We start from the raw sequence: 19,967 nt of genomic DNA on the forward strand, positions 1-19,967 counted from the left end.
AAAAACCTTCATTTCCACATCAGGTGGAGATGAAGGTTTTTACTTTTATTCCTTCAGTATGGATACGACTCTTCATGCATCGGAATTTGACCGAATAAATCATACATGAGTTGGAAAAAAATATAGGGCACTTGAGGACTTAATGAGAGGAAGTATTTTTTATGTATGAATTTTGGGAGGAACTTTGGAAATCACTTGTTTTAATCCTATTTGGAATGCTTATCCTCCGTATATCGGGGCGGAAATCCATATCTCAGATGACGATCCCTACCACGATAACCATGATTTCAATAGGGACCATTATTGTTCAACCAATCGCTAATGAAAATATATTTCTTACGATTATAGCAGCAATTGTGTTTATTCTTGTGTTGATAGTAGTCGAAACCTTACAGATTCGTTGGAATTGGTTTGAAAAGTGGATTAAGGGACCTGCGGTTATTGTTATTGAGGGCGGTCAACTAAACCTGCATAGTATGAAGAAATTGAGATTATCTGTGGATGCGCTTGAAATGAAATTACGGCAGCAAGGAATATCTAAGTTAAGTGATGTGAAGACGGCTACTATTGAACCAAACGGTCAACTTGGGTACGAACTGAATGATTCTGCAAAACCGTTGACCGTTTCACAAATGGAAAATCTTTTATCAAAATATTTCGCCAATATGGAGAGCGGATGTGTCAATTCAAACCCTAACTCTGAAATCCAAGAGATAAATTTATTTAGCGAGATAAAAATAGGAGATAAACATGTAACGAGCAAACGGCTTCAGTAATTCAAACATCTGCTTCATATGATTAGGAATGTTGATTCAAGGCTTCAAATCGTTAAATCTTTCTTGTTAAAAACAAGGATTCCTAAGACGTACAACACAGTAGCGAGTCCAGCGAAAATACCCATTCCTACATAAGCAAAGCTGTCACCGGCGAATAATCGTTCCGGGTCGAATAAGGCAAACAAGGACAAATTCCCTATCCAGTTTAACTTATCACCGGAGTCACCAAGCATTTGCAACAATACAAACGCTACAGGGAGACCTGCTCCGAGTCCCAGACTAAATTTACTTTCATTGGCCAGGCAAGAAGCGAAGAAACAAATGCCATTAACGGTGTAATACATCAAGAGCGCGTATAGATTCAATAGAATAAACTGCTTGGTATCCATTAATCCGGGAAACATGGCTGCCGAGATGATGAGTGTCAATATCGTAATCCAGCAGAAGATCACCGTTATTGAAATCAAACTAAATACGGCTTGAGTCACTGCAACTCGAAATCTTGAGTTGGAAGTTGACAGCAAGTAGGACATGCTTCCTCTATCCACATGAACGGCGATAAGCCGGTGGTTGATGATAATTGAAACAATCATAGGGAACAGATACAGAAGGAGACTGTAAAGGGTTCCTGAGAGAAAGGTAAGCAAAGTGGACCCGAAATTCATTCCCATTGCGTTTACAAGTTCAGGCGGAAGCATACTCAACATTTCCTGTAATGCATCGCCGCTTTCTGGATTGAACATACTTACCAGGATAATGGAATAAAAAGAGTATACCGATACAATAAGAAGCCAAATGAAACGATTGACTCGTATATTTGCTTTGAATAAGGCCCAAGACATATTCATTCGTGCTCCTTTCCATAGAAACCCATGAAAATTTGTTCAAGCGTTTGGGGTGATGATACCATATGAACGACCTTACATTGAGAAAGTGTGCGGAGCATAGGGTCATAATCTTCTTTAATCATGATCTCAACTACTAGGGGGTCCCGTTGAGTGTAATGTAGACCGCTATTCCGAAGGATCTTCATGTCCTCCCCATCCGCCAGTGTGACTATAAAGCTTTGCGGGAGTGCTCCTTTTAGCGTGCGGATATTCTCAACGGTGACGATTTCCCCTTCGCGTATGATACCTGCCCGCTCACAGGTGTGATCGATTTCATTAAATAGATGGGAAGACATCAGAATCGTTTTTCCCCGGTTTCGTTCGTCGATAATTAGCTCTACAAATCGCTTCTGCATGAGGGGATCTAGCCCGCTAGTCGGCTCATCCAGAATAAGGACGGCAGGATCATGCATAAAGGCTGCAATGAGTCCTACTTTTTGCTTCATGCCCTTAGACATTTTGCGGATTTTTCGGTCAGACTCCAGCTCGAATCTGGCCATTAATTGATCGCGGCGTAAATGATCCTTACGGCCTCTTAATTCATCAATAAACGTTAGAAACTGAATTCCTGTCATGTTATCGTAAAAAGCGATTTCTCCAGGCAAATACCCTAAATTCTTTTGGATCTGTGCTGCGTTTCTCCTGCAGTCTAGGCCATGAATACTGGCCTTACCGCTCGAGGGGTTCACAAAACCCATCAAATGGCGAAGAGTTGTTGTTTTTCCGGCTCCATTAGGCCCAAGAAATCCGAAAACCTCCCCTTCTTTTACATCAAAGCTCACATTCCGTATTCCTTTGCCATTCGAATAGACCTTTGTTAACGATTGGACCTTAATCAATGATCTCAGCCTCCCACGTAAAGATATGTAACAAAGTTGATTTTAGTTACATAATATTACTGTGTTGATCTAAAGTCAATAACAATATAACATATGGGTATATTGTTACATAAATATCGGGGTTAGGCAGGGATTCTACATGAATGGTTTTGAAAAACGCAGGCAGCAGAAGAAAAAACAAATCTTGCATTCGCTGACCGATATGATTATGACGCGCAACTTTAAAGAGATCGGTGTGCGAGAGATTGCACAGCATGCGGGTGTATCGCCCGCATCCATATATAATTTTTTTGGAAATAAAGAAGTATTGGCCAAGGAAGTGTTTTATTATCAGATGGATGAGGCAGGGAAGGATTTCATTAACATGATGAACTCGGATCTCCCTTTTGAAGATAAGATGAATAAGATGTATGAGGTATCCGTTCATAATCAAGAATCATTAAACAGCGAAGGTATGAAGAACTTTATGTTCGAGGATCCGGCGTTTAAGGAGCATATCCAGCAGTACGCTCATACAGTTATCATTCCGGAAGTTATGAAGTTAATCGAACAAGGGAAGGCAGAGGGGAAAGTAACCGGAGGCGTATCTGCTGAAGCCATCATGATTTTTATGAACGGAATTATAGCAATGATGGGCAATCCGTCCATTTCAGAGAAGCTAACGGTTGATTTGCGAAAAGAACTAGGGAATCTTTTCCTGTACGGCATCCTGGGGAAGAAAGAGTAACAACGAAGGATTGTAATATGATCTGAAACTCGAACGGGCAAAAAGGACCTTATCCTCCACGTTATGGTGGAATTTGAGGTCCTCTCGCGTATTTATTGGGGTGTTTCCCTATCCTGCGAACGCTTGTTGGGACAGCCCCGCTTGGTTTATCCGATCAGAATATGATCTTCCGGATAACCGATTTTAGATGAACGCTTTTTCTGAGCCAGGGCAAAAGCCAGCGTTAGCGGACCCAGTCGTCCGGCAAACATTGTAATAATCACAATGACTTTTCCTGGGGCTGACAGTTCACTTGTCAGTCCCATCGACAGCCCGGTTGTACTGAAAGCGGATGTGGCTTCGAACAGTACCTCCAAAAAATGATCCTCCAGCATTCCTTCCGTGATGGTAAGCAGCAGCGAGACACACAGCACAACAACCAGGGAACTCATGACAACGGCCAGTGCACGCATAACGGTTTCTTCGACTATTTTTCGTTTGAAGGCATGAATCTGCCCGCCGCCGCGAAATGTTTGGATCGTTGCCAGAATGAGCACCACGAGTGTGTTGATCTTGATTCCGCCTCCTGTACCCCCTGAGGCAGCTCCGATAAACATCAAAATAATCAGGAGGAATTGAGATGCAGCTAACATACTGCTGATGTCAATTGTGTTGAATCCAGAACTTCGGGGTGTCGTACCTTGGAAGAAAGCGGCCAACACACGCTCGCTTCCGTTCAACTGACCAAGGGTGGATGGATTCCAACTTTCCAACAATAGAATAGCCAGAAAACCGGTTGCTGAAAGGATAACAGTGCCTAAAAGAACGATCTTAGAGTGGATAGACAGTTTCTTCCAGGAACGTTTGCGGAATAGCTCCACAACCACAATATAGCCGAGTCCGCCGATGATGAAAAGCGCAACAATGGTAATATTAACGATCGGATCCCCGACAAAAGGCGAAAGACTGTCTGACCACAGAGAAAATCCAGCATTATTGAAGGCGGAAACGGAATGAAAGAGTGCGTAGTAAGCTGCCTGTCCCCAGCCCCATTCGTAATGCCAACGAATCGTAAGGATAGCTGTAGCCAACGCCTCAAATGCGAATGCGATAAGCACCATATAGAGCGACAGCCTGACTAAACCTTCGGCTGATGTCGAATGGGTCGCTTGTTGAATAACAAGGCGTTGCTTGAGCCCTATTCTTTTTCCTAGTACAATGGCTACCATAACGCCGAAGGTCATAAAGCCGAGTCCGCCAATTTGGATTAAGATCATGATGATGACTTGTCCAAAGGTCGAATAAACACTCCCGGTATCTACAACTACAAGGCCATTCACACATATAGCCGAGGTAGCCGTAAACAATGCATTCAAGAAACCTACTGATTTTCCGCTTGTAGAGGATTGAGGGAGTGCCAGCAATAAGGCGCCTATCCAGATCAGTACAAAAAACACAATCATAATGAGTTGGGGGGGCTCATTTTATTTTTCAGCATTTTTACGGTGGAATCGATTCTGTGAAGAGCGGAGCGTCGTTGGGGATGATTATCGTTTGCTATCATAGTCATTCTCTGTTGCACGGATAAAGTCTAATACGTTTCCTTGGCTGACCTTCAAATATTTGAAGTCATTATTTGTTTTTATCTTCAGTAAACCTGTATCGAAGTCGGTATTAAGCTCTTTGAAAAACAGCCCCTCTGCTACTACAGCTTCCCCTTCAGGCTCTCCGTTGCTGATCCAATAATCATGCCCATCTGTGATAACGGTGACTTGTCTACCTCGTTCGTGGGTTTCGGTGACGTGATGAGCCATTCTTTGGACCGCCACAATATGAAGATCTGTTTCATGTATACGATTCAGAAGTTCATTGACAAAAGAACCTTGAGTAATTTCCTGCCATCGGGTTTGACCCGATTGTCCAATGATTAATTGCGTAATATGATGACTCATAGCAGTCTCTGCTATAATATCAGAGTTCTTACGATCTTCGTTCGTTTTGGCAATGAACATGGCATCATATTCTTCGCATATCGTTTGCCATGCAGCCATAAATTTTTCTTGCTCCTGGTCTAGTTCATTATCTTTAACGGGAATGACGCTTAATACATAAAGCGGACATTTCAGAAGCTTAGCTAGCTCGCCGCCTCGACGAATCAAACGTTCTCCATGGGGGCCATAATAAACGCAAACCATAATTTTTTCTTTATTCATGCAGACTCATTCCTTTCCTGTATTCTTAGGTTGGTCATGAAAAAGCCCGGGAGCAGAGTAACTGCTTCCAGGCTTTGGACAGTGACAAGTCAAAGTGGCAAGAGTATTCCTCTCATGGACGCTGACGAGGTTAGCTGTCGGATTCGGGTCTGAGAGTACCCGTCCTTTCTGAGAAGAAAGAATTCACCCCTGAAGCCACAAGACGGCTTCGATGGTTCCCCCGCTCCCCAAAGAAGGGGATTAAGCGATAGAAATATGTATTTGTCGTACTACATAATAGGCTAGTTCGGTCTAAAAGTAAACTAACGTGCACAAGGAAGTTGTTAGGAACTATTTAACGCACTACTGATTTTCCTGTAATGATTTGCTGAGCCCCAGTTTCTTAACCAATGGTTTGATCGTAAGCCCCTGTACGAGAAGAGAAAAGAGAACGACACTGAAAGTAAGCACGAGGATATTATCTCGACCTTCAAAAGTTGTCGGCAAGCTTAGGGCAAGCGCAATCGACAAGCTCCCCTTCAAACCTCCCCAGTTCAAAATCGCTTTCCAGGAACCAGGGAAGGATGTGAGAAATTTCATGCTGACATAAACAGCTACTGTTCTTCCGATCAGAACAATAAGGATTGCAGCGCAAATAAGTAACCATTTGTCCGCGAAGTCGATATGTTTGATTTCTAGACCGATCATCAGAAAGATCAATGAGTTAGCCACTAAGGTGATGACGTCCCAGAATGAATTAATGTTCATCCTCGTCGTTTCCGACATACCGATACGGCCCCCGTAGCTGCCGAAGATCAAGCCACCCACGACTACAGCAATAACACCGGATACGTGGAAATGCTCAGCGATAAAATAACTTCCGAAAAACAGCAGCATCGAGAATGCAATTTCGAGCGGGTAGTCATCATAAAAACGGATAAGCTGTGAGAAAAGGAATCCTAACACAGCCCCAATGGCAATCCCTCCCAAGCTAAACTTCAGAAAGAGCAATACACCGCTGCCGATTCCCGCCCATCCCATTTCCATATAAGTCAGTAAATATAAAGAAGAAATCTGGAATAACACAACGGCAATGCCGTCATTAAAAAGAGATTCGCCTTCGATAATCGTCACCATTTTTTTGGGAACACCAAGGGATTTAAAGATGGAAATAACACTGATCGGATCCGTGGCGCTCATAAGGGCAGCAAAGGTGAAAGAGACAACCAACGGTAAACCCAACAATCCATACATCGCCAAAGCGATGATCAGGAAGGACAGCATCGTACCCCCGACCGCCAAAGCAATCACTGGCTTGCTCTGCTCACGAAGATGTGAGAATGGAAGCTTTAAGGTCGCATCGCCTAATAAAATAGGGAGAAACAATGAGATTATGATTGCCTGAAAGACATTCGACTGTGTAATGAAAGCTTCAGCTTCTTCTAATACAGGCACATGAATGAGTCCGAGCAGCAAACCAACCATAACGAGGGCAATGGAGTAAGGCTGGTTTATTTTTTTGGCTACTGCGATGACCCCCATCGATAAAGCCAGCAAGATCAGCAGTTGAACGAAAACCTCATTAAAATGATGCATACGGCCTCCTTAGTGGATAAATACTCCAATTATTGTACCCGAAAGTACGTTCAACGCCAAATCGATTGACATTCAAGCGTAAAAGCTGTATTTTTGTGAATATAAAATGGTTTTATTCACACATTCATTATTGATTAGGAGATGGATTTCCTTGCCAAAGAAATTTACCGATCAGGAGCGAGAATGGATTGGTCAAAAGCTTTTAAAAGAGGCTCGCCACAGCTTTGAAACGATGGGACTCAAGAAAACGAGTATTGAAGAGTTAACAAGGGCAGTAGGGATTGCGCAAGGATCCTTCTACATGTTCTATGGTTCGAAAGAAGAGCTTTATTATGAATTAATTCAGGAAGAAGAGAAAAGAATTCGTAACACCCTCCTGGAACTGTTCCCGCCTGGTACAAATGTCAATAAAGAAGGTATAAAACAGTTTCTCAGGCATTCATTTCGGATGATGGATGAAAGTCCGCTGCTGCGCCAAGTGATGAGTCGGGGTGAAATGGAGCAGCTATTCAGGAAATTGCCGCCGCACCTGTTGGAGAACAATTTTTCCCAGGATCAGGATGCACTTCAGCCTGTCATTACCGCCTGGCAGAAGGAGGGTATTTTAGCCGAGGTGGCGCCCGAAATGATTGTCAGCATGATCCGTTCTCTGATGCTGCTGACGCTCCACAAGAATGAGATCGGAGAGGAGCATTTCTCAGCCACGATTGAACTGCTTGTTGAAGTAATGGCTGCAGGCATGCTGTGTATGTCGAAGCAGGCAGGAGAGGGGAACAAACCATGATTCATGTACAAGGGCTTCAATTCACGTACCCCGGGCAAAAAGAGAGAACACTTCACGGGCTTAGCTTTGACATACCACGCGGAGAAATTTTCGGCTTCCTCGGCCCATCGGGTGCAGGCAAGAGTACAACTCAAAAGCTACTGATCGGAGTGCTTAAGGGGTACCAGGGAAGTATGAAAGTAATGGGTAAGGAGATCAGGGAAACGGGTTCAGACTATTATGAACATATTGGGGTAGCTTTCGAGTTTCCTAACTTTTATAACAAGTTTACCGTGTTGGAGAATATGAAGTTGTTTCGTTCTCTTTATAGGGGAAATACAGAGGAGCCCATGCGGCTGCTAGAGCAAGTTGATCTAACAAATGCAGCCGATATGAAGGTTTCGCAGTTATCCAAGGGGATGAAAATGAGATTGAATTTTTGCCGGGTGCTGATGCATGATCCGGATATTCTGTTTCTGGACGAACCCACCTCCGGATTAGACCCAGTGAATGCAAAAATAATGAAGGAAATGATTCTGGCAAAAAAGGCTGCAGGTAAGACGATACTTTTGACGACGCATAATATGCAAGCTGCAGAAGAACTATGCGATCGGGTTGCGTTTATCTTGGACGGCGAGATCAAACTGATTGATTCACCCAGGGAGCTGAAACTCCGTAAAGGGAGGAGAACGATTCGTATTGAATACCGGAGAGACGGCGAATTGCAGGAAGGCATATTTCCTCTTGAAGGTATCGGAGAGAATGATCAATTTCTAACGTTCATTCGGAAATATCCCCCTGAAACCATTCATTCGCAAGAAGCCACATTGGAGCAAATATTCATTGAGGTGACCGGGAGGCAGCTGACATGAAAGGCCTCGCTTTATTTGCTTTCGATATCCGTTTCCAATGGCGGCACGGATTCTATTTCGTTTACCTATTGGTTTGCGCCGTCTATTGGGTACTGTTCTGGTTTGTACCTGAGCCTTATCGGGATGAAACGGCGATTGTTTTAGCTTTTAGCGATCCGTGCGCCCTGGGTCTCATCATGGCAGGCGGGATCGTACTGCTGGAAAGAGATCAAGGGGTTCATGATCCGCTATTCGTCTGCCCGATTGATTTGCGGTCCTATCTACTCGCGAAGGCAGGCTCACTATCGTTGTTATCCCTGATCGCTGGTTGGATTATTCATATGACCTCAGGCAGCATACCGGGTTCACCTTTGACTTTCTCTGCGGGCATCTTGCTTACCTCATCATTGATGACCTTGCTGTCGATCGGCGTGGCGGTACGCTACCGCAGCATCAACAGCTTTATTCTGATGATTCAGGTCTATGCTTTGCCATTCGTCCTTCCACTGCTTGGTTTCTTTGATTTGTGGGATACCGATCTGTTTCTTTTATTGCCGACAGAGGGGACGCTGCGACTGCTCGAATCACTTTCCGGAGGCGTGAATCTATTGGAAGTACTGTATTCTATATTCATCCTATTGATCTGGAATTACGGGGCTTACTTATGGGCGTACCGCTCTTACACACGGTATGTACGGATGAATGTTGGTGAGGAGAGAGGAACGAATGACAAAATATAGGGCGCTGCTCGCGAATGATATCCGGTACGCTTGGCGGGATCCGGTTTTGATGGCAGCCTTGTTCGGCCCCCTACTATTACTTCTATTATCCCGGTATGGGTTTCCCGTTGCTTCCTATTGGCTTGGTTCTTCCTATTCGTTTAATTTGGATGAATACCGCGGATTTGCCGCCTCATTGTTGATGATGATTATTCCATTGCTTATAGGAATGCTTGTAGGTTTGTTAATGCTTGACGAACGCGATGAGAATGTCATTGTCTATTATTCGGTGACACCGTTCATGGGTCGAGGTTATCTGGTTTATAGGTTAACTCTTCCTACGCTGCTATGTATCGTTCTATCTATGTTATTTTTAGTTTTTTCAGGATTCATGCTTTTTCGATTGGGGTATCTTCTAGTTTTGATATTACTTGCTATGGAAGCTCCCTTGTTTGCCTTGTTTCTGGCCGCATTTGCAGCAAATAAGGTTGAAGGGCTAGTGTTATCGAAAATCGGAGGCTTATTTATCATAGGTCCGGCGGTTGCTTACTTCATACCGAATACATGGCAGTTCCTCGGAGCTTGGGTTCCTACCTATTGGCCGGCGAAGGTGCTCCATCTGTTCATGCAGAACGAAATACTTTTAGCCGCTATTTTCTTCTTGATCGGACTACTTATTCATGCGATCTGTTTACTTTTTATGATTTCGATTTTTCACAAAAAACATATATAAGAAGAATAATATTTGAGGACAATCAAGGGAGTCTGCAGCACATCTCGTACCTTATAAATAACCCGGCCGGGATTCGGCCGGGATTAATATGTTTTTTCTAAAATGGATTTAATTAACCTTCGGCAGACATGGCAATTGCTTTGGTTTCATGTACAGTACCATATGGATGTTCAGGCGGCGCATAGATAACGTAAATTTTAAGAGGGGAATTTCCTGTATTGGTTATATTATGCCATTTACCGGCAGGTATCATAATGGCGTAGTCATCGAAAGCCATCGCTTGAAAATCTAAACTGTCTTTTCGATCCCCCATTTGAACAAGTCCCTGACCTTCTTCAATACGTATGAATTGATCCGTTGTCGGATGGACTTCTAGGCCGATATCCTCACCAACATGAATACTCATCAAAGTCACTTGAAAATGTTTTCCTGTCCATAAAGCGGTACGGTAAGTTTTATTTTGTTTTGCTGCCTGGTCAATATTCACTACATAGGGAAGTTGTCCGTAATCTCTTAGTATTATGTCTCCAAATGTCATACAATCGTTATTATACGAATGGGAATAATAAGGGTTAGCTCCTCGATAGTTGTTATTCCAGTTGTTATACATGGGATGAAACCAATGATGGTAATGGCATGGCTTAATGAACATATTCATTCTCCTCATATGATTCAGTGTTTGCTTTTATCCTATGCAGCTGCCTATATAAAGGAGAGCAAAACCTGCATTAATGGGCAAGAGCCTGAACGAAAATTGGTCCTTTTTCTCATTGAAAATGAAATGAATTATCCTGAACTGCAAAGTGATCATGTAAATTCTCAAGAAGTTGTGAAACAAGTTTGGTGGAATCTCTAAGTTCTTGATTAATCTTTTCTCATTTATAATCCGTAAATTCAGTGGGGGGAATCATTTTGAAGCAAATCAGGCTTGTTACTTACTCGTTGATTATGTTAATAGTAACTCAGCTATATGTTCCGTTAATCGCTGGGGCTCAAATGCCCGAAGTACATATTGAGGATCAGGCACTTGAAAAGGTCATCAGGCAGCAACTTCATAAACAGGACGGGCCGATCACGGCCGGGGACATGGAAAGTCTGACAACATTAGGACCTGCCCAATGGCATGGAATTAAAACATTGAATGGTCTGGAGTACGCCAAAAATTTGGTTGAACTAAAGCTCGAACAGAATGAAATTTCAGATATTCGGGCTTTAAGTAATCTCCATTCTTTAGTTAAACTTAATTTTACGGACAATCGTATTACCGATGTAAGTCCTCTCAAAAATCTTAGCAATTTAGAAGTGCTTAACCTGTCAGAAAATCAAATTCAGGACATCGGGCCACTTGAAAAGCTTACTAAATTAAGCACATTCAATGCTTATGACAATCAAATTCAGGATATATCTCCCATGCGTAATTTCCGAAGTTTACGTTTTACTAACTTGCAAGAAAATCAGATTTGGGATGTTGAGCCCTTAAGCAAACTTCCTAATCTTGATTTCATCGGTCTTAAAAACAATTGGGTGGAAGACATCAGCTCGTTAAAAGGCCTCTCCAATTTGACTGGGATCGAGTTGTCGGCGAACCCCATTCAAGATTTAAGTGTGATTAAGAATTTCTCTAAGCTCAATCATCTTAGTATTGGTTCGCTTCACCTTACGGATATAAGCTTTCTTGAGGATCACCTGGACATGAGGTGGCTGCAGCTTGAGAACAATTATATTACAGATATAAGCAGTCTTCGGAAGCTTGCTGATCTGCAGGATCTCAACCTTTCGAATAATCAAATTTCAGACGTCTCCGCATTATCTCACATGACTGAACTAGAGACGTTAAGGTTGGATCAGAATCAGATTTCAGACAGTAAAGCGATTCGTACATTACCGAATTTATGGCTGCTCTCCCTTAGTGGTAATTCGATTTCAGATCCGGGGTCCTTGGGAAGCCTGCCTCAATTACGTTCACTTTTCTTAGGCTCAAACGGGATCACATCTCTACAGTTTCTGAAGAGTCTGCCTCCGCTTGGATTACTTTCTTTAAATGACAATTTGATCACCGATCTAAATGGAATAGAAGTTCAGAATGGTATATCTCAGCTCGATTTAAGCAACAACGCTATCACTGATTTAGAACCCATTAAAGCTTTATCCAAATTAAATGTTGTATATCTGGATGGGAATGATCTTTCGGATATAACAGCGTTATCTCTACTAAATCCGAGAAAGATATCATTGGCCAATAATCAAATCCGTGATAGCAGCTCATTGGATCGTCTAACGAATCTTTGGGAAATTTATTTGGCCAATAATCCTTTAAACGATGAATCTATTCGCAAACTCAAAGACAGGGCGTTAAACGGAGTCGTTGTATCTTACGGCGAGCAAATTTTTGTAAGGATAAATGAAGAAGTACTAGACTACTCCGAAGACGAATCTCCTCGGAATATAGCGGGTTCCGTATATGTTCCTATGAGAACAATTTTTGAAGCGTTGGGCGCTGCAGTAACCTGGGACAGTCATACTCAGACGGTGATAGCCCGCAAATTAAATAGCTCGTTAACCTTGCAAATAGGATCAAGCAAAGCCATCGTAAACGGGAAAGAAATACAGTTGGCTTCCGCTGTCCAAATGATTAATGGATTCACTTTTGTGCCTGTAAGAGTGGCAGGTGAGACATTTGGAGCGGAAGTGGAATGGAACTCAGATACAAAGACAGTTGAGATTAGACGATGATGTACTAGCGGACTGCAGATGAAGCTGGGCTGACAAAATATTTGATAACTATCAGGCAGATGATCTTATATCGTCTGCCTGTTTGCGTGTTCCTTGATTTGCGATGTGAGTAAGTTGTAAGAGGATAAGCGGGCTCCGGGGGATCGTGCGATTCAACCAAGTGGTGCAAGGACTAGGAAGTGAATTTCAGATAAGCGGCAACTTCACCGTATATCCGGTATTTCTTTTTATGAGCGATAACGACCATGCTTTTGCTTTTAAAATTCAGGGTTTGAGCATGAATGATTGTATGGCCTTTCCACTTTTTTGTTTTAGCGGCAACCAGCCAGGCAGGCGCATGAAACACAACGATAAAGGGAGTAGGGCGATCTGCGGAAAGAAGGTCGTCGGCTTGCTTAAATACGGGTTCTGCATAGTCCAAAAATAAAATTCTTATATTATCCTGCGCCGAGGACATTTGTTTGATTTGATTAACGACGGTATTCATTTGGTTATTATCTTCTCTTCTTAGAATAAACAGTACGATCAGACAAGCCGTAAACCAAATTAAATTACAGAGGAACAGCAGGCTGTTCATGGTTACTCCTCCTGTTCCTTCGCTTCCATAAGGATTGGATTATTTCGATTGAAAATGAGAAAGCCGTTACAAAAATGATTGAATTGAGGATCATATACGGATCACGGGCTTCCGACTGCAGCAATAGATTCAGTACCAGCAAACCGATGAGAATCAGATTCCGTAAAACCGGAAATCGGTTAAGAAAGGAGATGTCTCCGTAGCAAGCGCACCCGTCTATACCGGTCATCTTTGTTTTCCTCCAGGAGAAGAGGGCGAATACCGCAAGCAGTGAAGCGGCGGCAAGCTCTTTCCAGCCATCAAGCAGACCTGTGGCAAATAGTACGAAAAGAATAAATTCGACTGTGATCACGACAACCGCAGCTAACGTGAGGAGGGAACGGGGCAGGACGCCGTAGGAAAACATTTCAATCCGGAAACTTGGGAAACGGAACAATTTTATATAAAACGGTATAAAAAATAAAATCGACATCAATAAATCCAAGACGTAGGCTAACCAATGGGTCACGGAACATCACTCTTTCTTTGTAACGGTAACTTCGGATATTAGTACGTCAGGAAACCTGACTTTCTTGTAAGCGGATTGTCAATGGATACCAAGTGGCTGTCTCCCCATTCACCATACATTGAATGTATAGAATACCCGGTTCGGTTATTACGAGGGTAAGAGTTAAATCTTGATCGACCCCAGGGATCTGATCCTCTGCTCTGTAATTGCGCAGCACGCTTGTCGGGGTTTTTCCGATGATTTCACCATTTGAATGTGTGATGGTTAAAACGGTATCGATCGATTCTTCACGGGGCAAATCGAACAGTTTGACTAGAACATGCAGTTCTATAACAAAGGGCAGAACGGGAATCGTCAGATGATTTAATATCGTTCCCAGTGAATGGCCCTTCAATTGCTCATTATTGGAAATCCGATCACAAATAATCAATTGTGCGTTCAAAGATTCTCACTCCCTCATAATGGAATAAAAGAGAAGGGTGGTCCCCTTCTCTTTTATTTACTTACTTAGTTACAACAACCGGCTTTGATTTGACAGACTTCAACGCTGCCGTCCAGGCAACCGACTGTTTTGGTAATAGACATGATTTTCGGATAACTTACTCCGCCATAAGTACAATAAGCTGTAAGACAGACCAATGGAGATTGATCCAGAACAACACCATCCGGGCATCTAGTGCAAGCCATAATATTCCCTTCTTTCTCGTCAATTTTTTGATTTAGGTGTATGGACTCGTAGAGAGCGTCTTGCTTAGTTACAACAACCGGCTTTGATTTGACAGACTTCAACGCTGCCGTCCAGGCAACCGACTGTTTTGGTAATAGACATGATTTTCGGATAACTTACTCCGCCATAAGTACAATAAGCTGTAAGGCAGACCAATGGAGATTGATCCAGAACAACACCATCCGGGCATCTAGTGCAAGCCATAATATTCCCTTCTTTCTCGTCAATTTTTTAATTTAGGTGTATGGACTCGTAGAGAGCGTTGCTTAGTTACAACAACCGGCTTTGATTTGACAGACTTCAACGCTGCCGTCCAGGCAACCGACTGTTTTGGTAATAGACATGATTTTCGGGTAACTTACTCCGCCATAAGTGCAATAAGCTGTAAGGCAGACCAATGGAGATTGATCCAGTACAACGCCATCCGGGCATCTAGTGCAAGCCATAGTATTCACCTCCTTTCATTGTGTATGCCTGCTCATGAGGTGCTTCCGCCTGTTAACAGATTAAGCAGGATATAAAGTTCTGCAGCTTTTCATGATTTGATCAAAGTCATCCGCATTGTAAATGACGCCTTTGGCCGCTACAGTTCCCGTCTGATCTACCAGAATCATAAAAGGCAGAAAAGTGACTTCAAAATAGGCATTCATATCACTTTGATCCATGGAATAAATAGGGAAGTCCCACCCGAAATAATCAGACATGCTTTGGTGATCCCCCTCATCCCCCGTAGAGAAAAGCTGAATGGAGAAGGAAGGATAATTCTCCGCTATCTTATTAAGATGGGGAAGCAGATCAATACAATGAACGCAGTGCACCGATGTATAGAGCAGGAGATGGATTGTATCAGGCTGGATATAGGTATACCCCGCGCCTGCTTGAATGTGCTCCGGCAGTGCAGGAACAGCTGCGCCTAAAGGTAAACCGCTATCTGAAGAGCGGGCGGGTTTGGCAGTTGAAGTCATGTTTTCTCCTCCTTATTCTTTCTTCTATCAGTCATACCATTGTTTCTGCTGGTTCCACATCTCGGAGTAGAGACCTTGGCGTGCAAGCAGCTCCTCATGGGTACCTGTTTCGGCGATTCGTCCACGCTCCATGACAATAATCCGATCGGCATTTCTTGCAACTCCGACACGATGAGAGATGAGCAGGACAGTTTTGCCCTTAAAGTGACCGAGAATGTCATTCATCAGCCGGACTTCACTGAGCGGATCAAGCGCAGCGGTCGGTTCGTCGAAGACGACCAGTTCATCCTCATCGCGAACGAATACACGGGACAACGCGAGTCTTTGCCATTGACCTCCTGAAAGATTCACCGCATCATCTTCAAGAAAACCGAGACGGTTATCCAAACCGTGTTTAAACGTGTCCGACAGTCCCACTCTGGCCAACATACGATTCAGCTTCTCCGAATTGTCAATATCGTCTATATGTCCGGCAGCTATGTTATCCCTTACTTGAGTCATATATCTTATGAAATCTTGAAAAATTGCACTGCTTTTATTCCACATCTGGAATCGGTCGATGTGCTTCAGACTGACCCCATCATACAAAATGGAATCATCATGGGTTCGATACAGTCCCAAAAGCAGTTTAATTAGGGTTGATTTTCCAGACCCGTTCTCGCCCAAGATAGCGACGACTTCTCCCTTTTTGATCTGGGCGTTAATCCCGGCAATTGCCGGTTTATCTTGGTTGGGATAGCGGAAGGTAAGCTCACGGATTTGAATATCATGCTCAAAAATAAACGGTTCAGCTTGTGTTTGTTTCTCTGCGCTTACCGCCACTTGGGTGCTGCCTTCAATAAGTTTCAGCTTCTCAATATGCGTACAAAATTCTTTCAGGCGTGAGAATGAGGAGAACATAGAACTAATATTATTCTCTGTCATACTGAGAGCCATTGTGATCGCGACATAGTCCCCGATGCTGAGGCTTCCTTTATAAATCAGATAGGCGGTTATTACAGAAACCAATCCGGTGTTTACGATCGATAGAAGTTCACCCCGGAAGATCCTCTGATGGTTAATTTTATCGAGCTTGATTTGAAGCTTGGCCCACTCCGTTTTTTTGTCCATCCATCGTTTCCTAAAGTGAGGATATAACTGAAAAAGCATCATTTCTTTCTGGGTTTCTGAAGTTGTCAGGAGGTCATAGTAATAGTGATGACTTCGGGTAATTCTTATCAACTGCTCGTCAATTTCCACCCGCTGCCGTACGGCCCGCAGGTCGTAAATGCCTCTCAATGTTCCGACCAACAGGGCGAGCAGGGCAGTAACCCAATAGGAATGGAGCAGATAGAACAGGCTTAAGGCAGCAAGAACGATCTGTTTCACGAGGCTGATTGCTATTGAATATGTATCATAGTATTTGCTGTTGCTGTAGGACCAGTAGGAGAAATCTCCTTTAAAACGCGGATGTTCCTTCTCGATTAAGTCCGTATCCGCTACGAGGTCAATCAGTTGGTTTTCACATTGTATGGAGAACTCCAGACTCATCTTTCTGCTTTTCAACTGAGCGTACGAGTCTAATCCTACACGGAGCAGTTGAAAGAGAATGAGGAGTGCGATTCCTCCCATAAGCAAATTTAAATTTTGTAGTGTTAGTTGATCGACGATAAATTTGCTGGCATACACGCTGAGATTCGATTGCAGAGCCGATACGATATAGGCAAGGAGTGAAAGAATGACGACGGTTTTGTTGAATCTGTACACCCTGGAAGTGGCGTCATATGTCGTCTTGACGGTTTGGAGAAACGATTTCATGTTCGAATTTTAATAGGTTCATAGACTCGGATCAGAGGGGAGGCCACCCGTTCCAATCTAGCCAGATTATCAAAAATATCCGCTCCAACGGCCTGTCCGATTTTATTAAGTACGATAACATAGGGAACGACATTTACTTTAAGTTGAGCATGCAATTTAACGGTGTCACATGGATAAATCGGAACATTGGAGTCAAGCTCTTTACGATGGTCCTCCAAAGATTGGAGACTTCCTTCGAAAAGAATGCAATAATCAAAGTGCGGGTACTTGTTCATAAATGAAATCACCGGTTCCGTATTGCAGGCTGAACATGTTCCACTCAGTATAAAAACGAGGGTTCCACGCTCTGTATGTCTCAACCAATCGAAGGAAACAGGGTCTGTTTTTGCGAGTAAAATCAGCTTTTCTGGAAAATAAGAGCCTAATTTATAATTCTCAATAGTTTGTTTAAGAAATCTTCTATGATCTTTTTCTTCATGCAAAGATTGCACTTTCTTCCCTCCCGGAATAATCTATTCTAATTATAAGGACTTAAACGTTTCCAAATGATTCCTTTTCTTGAATATATAATAACTTTAAACCAAAAATGTTTCAAGTAGTATTTTATGTCTTATTCTGGAAAATATATAATATTGGCTTTGGAATGTATATAAAACATGATAAAAAAATTTTGCGTGATGGATATGTGATGGATAAAAGAAGGGCATTTTATTAGCGTTTGAAGTCAGAGATCGTGGGTGGTCGCTATAGGATCAAGGGGGATGTGAAGGAAGGCAATCCCTTGTGCAGGATAGAATTACCGAAAATGAATGAAGAAAATCAAGGAATTTATCTCCAAAATGCATGAAAAGGAAGTTGGGGTTTGGAGGAACTGAGAGAGGAGCAAGGAGAGGTACAAGGAGCAGGAAATGAGAGCGATCGCTCTACATTATCATGGAAAATCCAGGGGTTTATCCCGAAGGTAGATAACGAGAAAAAAACGGAGCGCTGCCGGATGGCATGCTCCGTTTTTGTTCTGGGGATTCATGAATTACAAGATATTAGCCGTTTGTTACTGTGTCAATACTGCTGATATACTGCTGAAACTCCTCAACCAGCTGCTTCTCGAATTCTGCCGCTTCCGCGATTTTCTCGCTTATTCGGATCAGGGCCGAGCTTCTCCCGGTAAACATGAATTTGGTAAGCAGTTGTTGAATAACTCCCCATCTATAACCGGCTTCTCGCACGCCATTGGAGAAATAGAGCAGTTGATCATTGTTATACAGATCGGCTAATAAAGCGACAAGCTCGGAATACTTGTATCTTCCTTTTGAGATTTCGGAGAATCTTCTAACGATTAATGGAACTAATCCGTCATTGCCTCTCTCTAATTCATAATCAAATTTATCGAGAATATCTTCGGATAGGCGTTTCATGGCACGGAAAACATCGATGTTCTCTGCGGGGTTGTTAAGGATCAGCAAGGAATTGCTTATGTTACGAACCCAGTCCTTATGCCAAGCAGGCTTTATTCCCGTTTGTACGGTGAAGATAAGATAACCATGAATTCCTTTCATCATAAAGTCGTACGACAATTTCTCCACTTCTTTTGAGAACATAGGATCCATGCAAAGGAAATGTCCATCCGCCTCATCAACACCGACTATGATAAGAAAGTGATCGTCATGCTGTTTTTGAAAAGAGGGAATCCAGGGACACCAATAGGAATCCGTTAAGACTGCTAAAGGTTTGCTGCTGTCTAATTCTTGCCGAACGGATGTTAACATCTGTTCCATTGTAAGAAAAATCTCATAATCAATTTGTAAACCATGGTGAATCTTCATGTAATCGACACACTGAATATATTTTTCATCACCGAGCGTACTGTGTGAAATTCGATCGCCTAATTTAATTTTCTCCGGTCCTGTGGGGGCATTGAAGTGAAAACCCCAGCTATCTATAAACAGCATTTGGTAATCGACTTGGAGCCAGCTGCAGACCGAAGCGATCATACCTTCTTCACAGGTTAACTTTGCATCATAATTAGGTGTTAAATGGAGTGTCTGCACCACTTTAATTCACCTGGCTTCTTTCAATGAGTGCAACGATTTCATCAATGGTAGACAGTTTATCTAAGGCCAGGAACTCATCTGGAATTTCGATGTCAAATTCGTTTTCGATGGAGATTAACAAATGGACGAATTTAAGGGAATCTAGTCCATTGTAGACTAAATCATTATTTAATACGTTATCCGGAGCAGCCTCCAGCAGATCATTTAACAGGCGTTCGACTTTTTGCTTAATAGGATTCATCACTCGGCTCCAATCAGTATAGGGTTTGCTTAGGTGGTTGGTATATGTTTTTCCATTCAAGAGGTGTAATAATATGTTAAGTGAAGCGTGTTTATCGACAAGCATAGTACTTTTTTTACAATTATTTCAACTGAGATATGTAGTCAAACTGACGACGGATGTGAGATATTACTTATGCAAGGAAAGAGATAGAGTGCATAACTAAGCGTTTCGAAGGAATTAATTACTTTAATTCCCTAAATCATATACAGCTATTATCAATTTAAATGGATTTATTTAAAAATACAATATCTAATGTGAAAAATG

General features: G+C 42.6%; 23 protein-coding genes and 1 riboswitch. Of the genes, 8 read left to right on the forward strand and 15 right to left on the reverse strand.

The annotated features are described in order from the left end of the window. The first annotated feature begins 161 nt into the window (after positions 1-161). Entirely contained in the window at positions 162-776 is a 615-nt protein-coding gene (locus tag EDM21_RS03375) for a DUF421 domain-containing protein (RefSeq protein WP_157332926.1), read from the forward strand. Positions 777-820: 44 nt separating this feature from the next. Here the strand turns inward: EDM21_RS03375 and EDM21_RS03380 are convergent, their stop codons facing one another. Both EDM21_RS03380 and EDM21_RS03385 read right to left on the reverse strand, forming a co-directional pair. After that, positions 821-1,624 (reverse strand): ABC transporter permease subunit, encoded by an 804-nt coding sequence (locus EDM21_RS03380; RefSeq protein WP_157332928.1) that lies wholly within the window; start codon positions 1,622-1,624, stop codon positions 821-823. Next, a complete protein-coding gene (locus EDM21_RS03385) occupies positions 1,621-2,502 on the reverse strand; it encodes an ABC transporter ATP-binding protein (RefSeq protein ID WP_201280749.1) in 882 nt (293 codons plus the stop codon). Before EDM21_RS03385 ends, EDM21_RS03380 begins: the two co-directional genes overlap by 4 nt. A gap of 139 nt (positions 2,503-2,641) precedes the next feature. On the opposite strand from EDM21_RS03385, the gene EDM21_RS03390 reads away from it, so the two are divergent. Beyond that, a complete protein-coding gene (locus EDM21_RS03390) occupies positions 2,642-3,229 on the forward strand; it encodes a TetR/AcrR family transcriptional regulator (RefSeq protein WP_157332929.1) in 588 nt (195 codons plus the stop codon). A 146-nt stretch (positions 3,230-3,375) separates the two neighbouring features. Here the strand turns inward: EDM21_RS03390 and EDM21_RS03395 are convergent, their stop codons facing one another. From EDM21_RS03395 to EDM21_RS03405, 3 genes are all read right to left on the reverse strand, one after another. Next, on the reverse strand, positions 3,376-4,671 hold the full coding sequence (locus EDM21_RS03395) for a TrkH family potassium uptake protein (RefSeq protein ID WP_157332931.1): 1,296 nt from the start codon (positions 4,669-4,671) through the stop codon (positions 3,376-3,378). 84 nt (positions 4,672-4,755) lie between these two features. Then, positions 4,756-5,421, reverse strand: a complete 666-nt coding sequence (locus EDM21_RS03400; protein WP_157332933.1) for an adenine nucleotide alpha hydrolase family protein — start codon at positions 5,419-5,421, stop codon at positions 4,756-4,758. 104 nt (positions 5,422-5,525) lie between these two features. Next, positions 5,526-5,678, reverse strand: a riboswitch (cyclic di-AMP (ydaO/yuaA leader). 85 nt (positions 5,679-5,763) lie between these two features. Continuing rightward, positions 5,764-6,996, reverse strand: a complete 1,233-nt coding sequence (locus tag EDM21_RS03405) for a cation:proton antiporter (protein WP_157332935.1) — start codon at positions 6,994-6,996, stop codon at positions 5,764-5,766. A 151-nt stretch (positions 6,997-7,147) separates the two neighbouring features. On the opposite strand from EDM21_RS03405, the gene EDM21_RS03410 reads away from it, so the two are divergent. The 4 genes from EDM21_RS03410 to EDM21_RS03425 are packed head-to-tail and all read left to right on the forward strand — an operon-like array spanning position 7,148 to position 10,062. Continuing rightward, the gene (locus EDM21_RS03410; protein ID WP_157332937.1) at positions 7,148-7,780 is read left to right on the forward strand and encodes a TetR/AcrR family transcriptional regulator; all 633 of its coding nucleotides are present in this window, start codon (positions 7,148-7,150) and stop codon (positions 7,778-7,780) included. Then, positions 7,777-8,631 (forward strand): ABC transporter ATP-binding protein, encoded by an 855-nt coding sequence (locus EDM21_RS03415; RefSeq protein ID WP_157332939.1) that lies wholly within the window; start codon positions 7,777-7,779, stop codon positions 8,629-8,631. Before EDM21_RS03410 ends, EDM21_RS03415 begins: the two co-directional genes overlap by 4 nt. Next, the gene (locus EDM21_RS03420) at positions 8,628-9,350 is read left to right on the forward strand and encodes a fluoroquinolone export ABC transporter permease subunit (RefSeq protein WP_157332941.1); all 723 of its coding nucleotides are present in this window, start codon (positions 8,628-8,630) and stop codon (positions 9,348-9,350) included. Before EDM21_RS03415 ends, EDM21_RS03420 begins: the two co-directional genes overlap by 4 nt. After that, positions 9,337-10,062 (forward strand): hypothetical protein, encoded by a 726-nt coding sequence (locus tag EDM21_RS03425; RefSeq protein ID WP_157332942.1) that lies wholly within the window; start codon positions 9,337-9,339, stop codon positions 10,060-10,062. Before EDM21_RS03420 ends, EDM21_RS03425 begins: the two co-directional genes overlap by 14 nt. Before the next feature lie 112 nt (positions 10,063-10,174). On the opposite strand, the gene EDM21_RS03430 is transcribed toward EDM21_RS03425, so the two are convergent. After that, on the reverse strand, positions 10,175-10,714 hold the full coding sequence (locus EDM21_RS03430) for a cupin domain-containing protein (RefSeq protein ID WP_157332944.1): 540 nt from the start codon (positions 10,712-10,714) through the stop codon (positions 10,175-10,177). Between EDM21_RS03430 and EDM21_RS24525 the strand changes: the two genes are divergently transcribed. Both EDM21_RS24525 and EDM21_RS03435 read left to right on the forward strand, forming a co-directional pair. Then, positions 10,685-10,918, forward strand: a complete 234-nt coding sequence (locus EDM21_RS24525) for a hypothetical protein (protein WP_166541792.1) — start codon at positions 10,685-10,687, stop codon at positions 10,916-10,918. The genes EDM21_RS03430 and EDM21_RS24525 overlap by 30 nt on opposite strands. A 56-nt stretch (positions 10,919-10,974) precedes the next feature. Beyond that, positions 10,975-12,795, forward strand: coding sequence for a leucine-rich repeat domain-containing protein (locus EDM21_RS03435; RefSeq protein ID WP_157332946.1), 1,821 nt, complete (start codon positions 10,975-10,977; stop codon positions 12,793-12,795). A 172-nt stretch (positions 12,796-12,967) separates the two neighbouring features. Here EDM21_RS03435 and EDM21_RS03440 read toward each other — a convergent pair whose 3' ends face one another. From EDM21_RS03440 to EDM21_RS03480, 9 genes are all read right to left on the reverse strand, one after another. Continuing rightward, entirely contained in the window at positions 12,968-13,372 is a 405-nt protein-coding gene (locus EDM21_RS03440) for a hypothetical protein (protein WP_157332948.1), read from the reverse strand. Further along, a complete protein-coding gene (locus EDM21_RS03445; RefSeq protein WP_338043919.1) occupies positions 13,347-13,880 on the reverse strand; it encodes a MauE/DoxX family redox-associated membrane protein in 534 nt (177 codons plus the stop codon). Before EDM21_RS03445 ends, EDM21_RS03440 begins: the two co-directional genes overlap by 26 nt. A 46-nt stretch (positions 13,881-13,926) precedes the next feature. Further along, positions 13,927-14,322: a hypothetical protein gene (locus tag EDM21_RS03450; protein ID WP_235918015.1), complete on the reverse strand. Its 396-nt coding sequence runs from the start codon at positions 14,320-14,322 to the stop codon at positions 13,927-13,929. A gap of 551 nt (positions 14,323-14,873) precedes the next feature. After that, positions 14,874-15,053 (reverse strand): hypothetical protein, encoded by a 180-nt coding sequence (locus tag EDM21_RS03455; RefSeq protein WP_157332950.1) that lies wholly within the window; start codon positions 15,051-15,053, stop codon positions 14,874-14,876. A gap of 60 nt (positions 15,054-15,113) precedes the next feature. Then, positions 15,114-15,572, reverse strand: a complete 459-nt coding sequence (locus EDM21_RS03460; protein WP_157332952.1) for a TlpA family protein disulfide reductase — start codon at positions 15,570-15,572, stop codon at positions 15,114-15,116. Positions 15,573-15,599: 27 nt separating this feature from the next. Next, positions 15,600-17,369: an ATP-binding cassette domain-containing protein gene (locus tag EDM21_RS03465; RefSeq protein WP_157332954.1), complete on the reverse strand. Its 1,770-nt coding sequence runs from the start codon at positions 17,367-17,369 to the stop codon at positions 15,600-15,602. Next, a complete protein-coding gene (locus tag EDM21_RS03470; RefSeq protein WP_157332956.1) occupies positions 17,366-17,860 on the reverse strand; it encodes a hypothetical protein in 495 nt (164 codons plus the stop codon). The genes EDM21_RS03465 and EDM21_RS03470 overlap by 4 nt, the downstream gene beginning before the upstream one ends. Before the next feature lie 549 nt (positions 17,861-18,409). Next, positions 18,410-19,417 (reverse strand): BtrH N-terminal domain-containing protein, encoded by a 1,008-nt coding sequence (locus EDM21_RS03475; protein ID WP_157332958.1) that lies wholly within the window; start codon positions 19,415-19,417, stop codon positions 18,410-18,412. A gap of 4 nt (positions 19,418-19,421) precedes the next feature. After that, positions 19,422-19,661, reverse strand: a complete 240-nt coding sequence (locus EDM21_RS03480; RefSeq protein ID WP_157332961.1) for a phosphopantetheine-binding protein — start codon at positions 19,659-19,661, stop codon at positions 19,422-19,424. Between the last annotated feature and the right edge of the window lie 306 nt (positions 19,662-19,967).

This window comes from Paenibacillus lutrae, assembly GCF_009757775.1.
Lineage (GTDB): Bacteria > Bacillota > Bacilli > Paenibacillales > NBRC-103111 > Paenibacillus_F > Paenibacillus_F lutrae.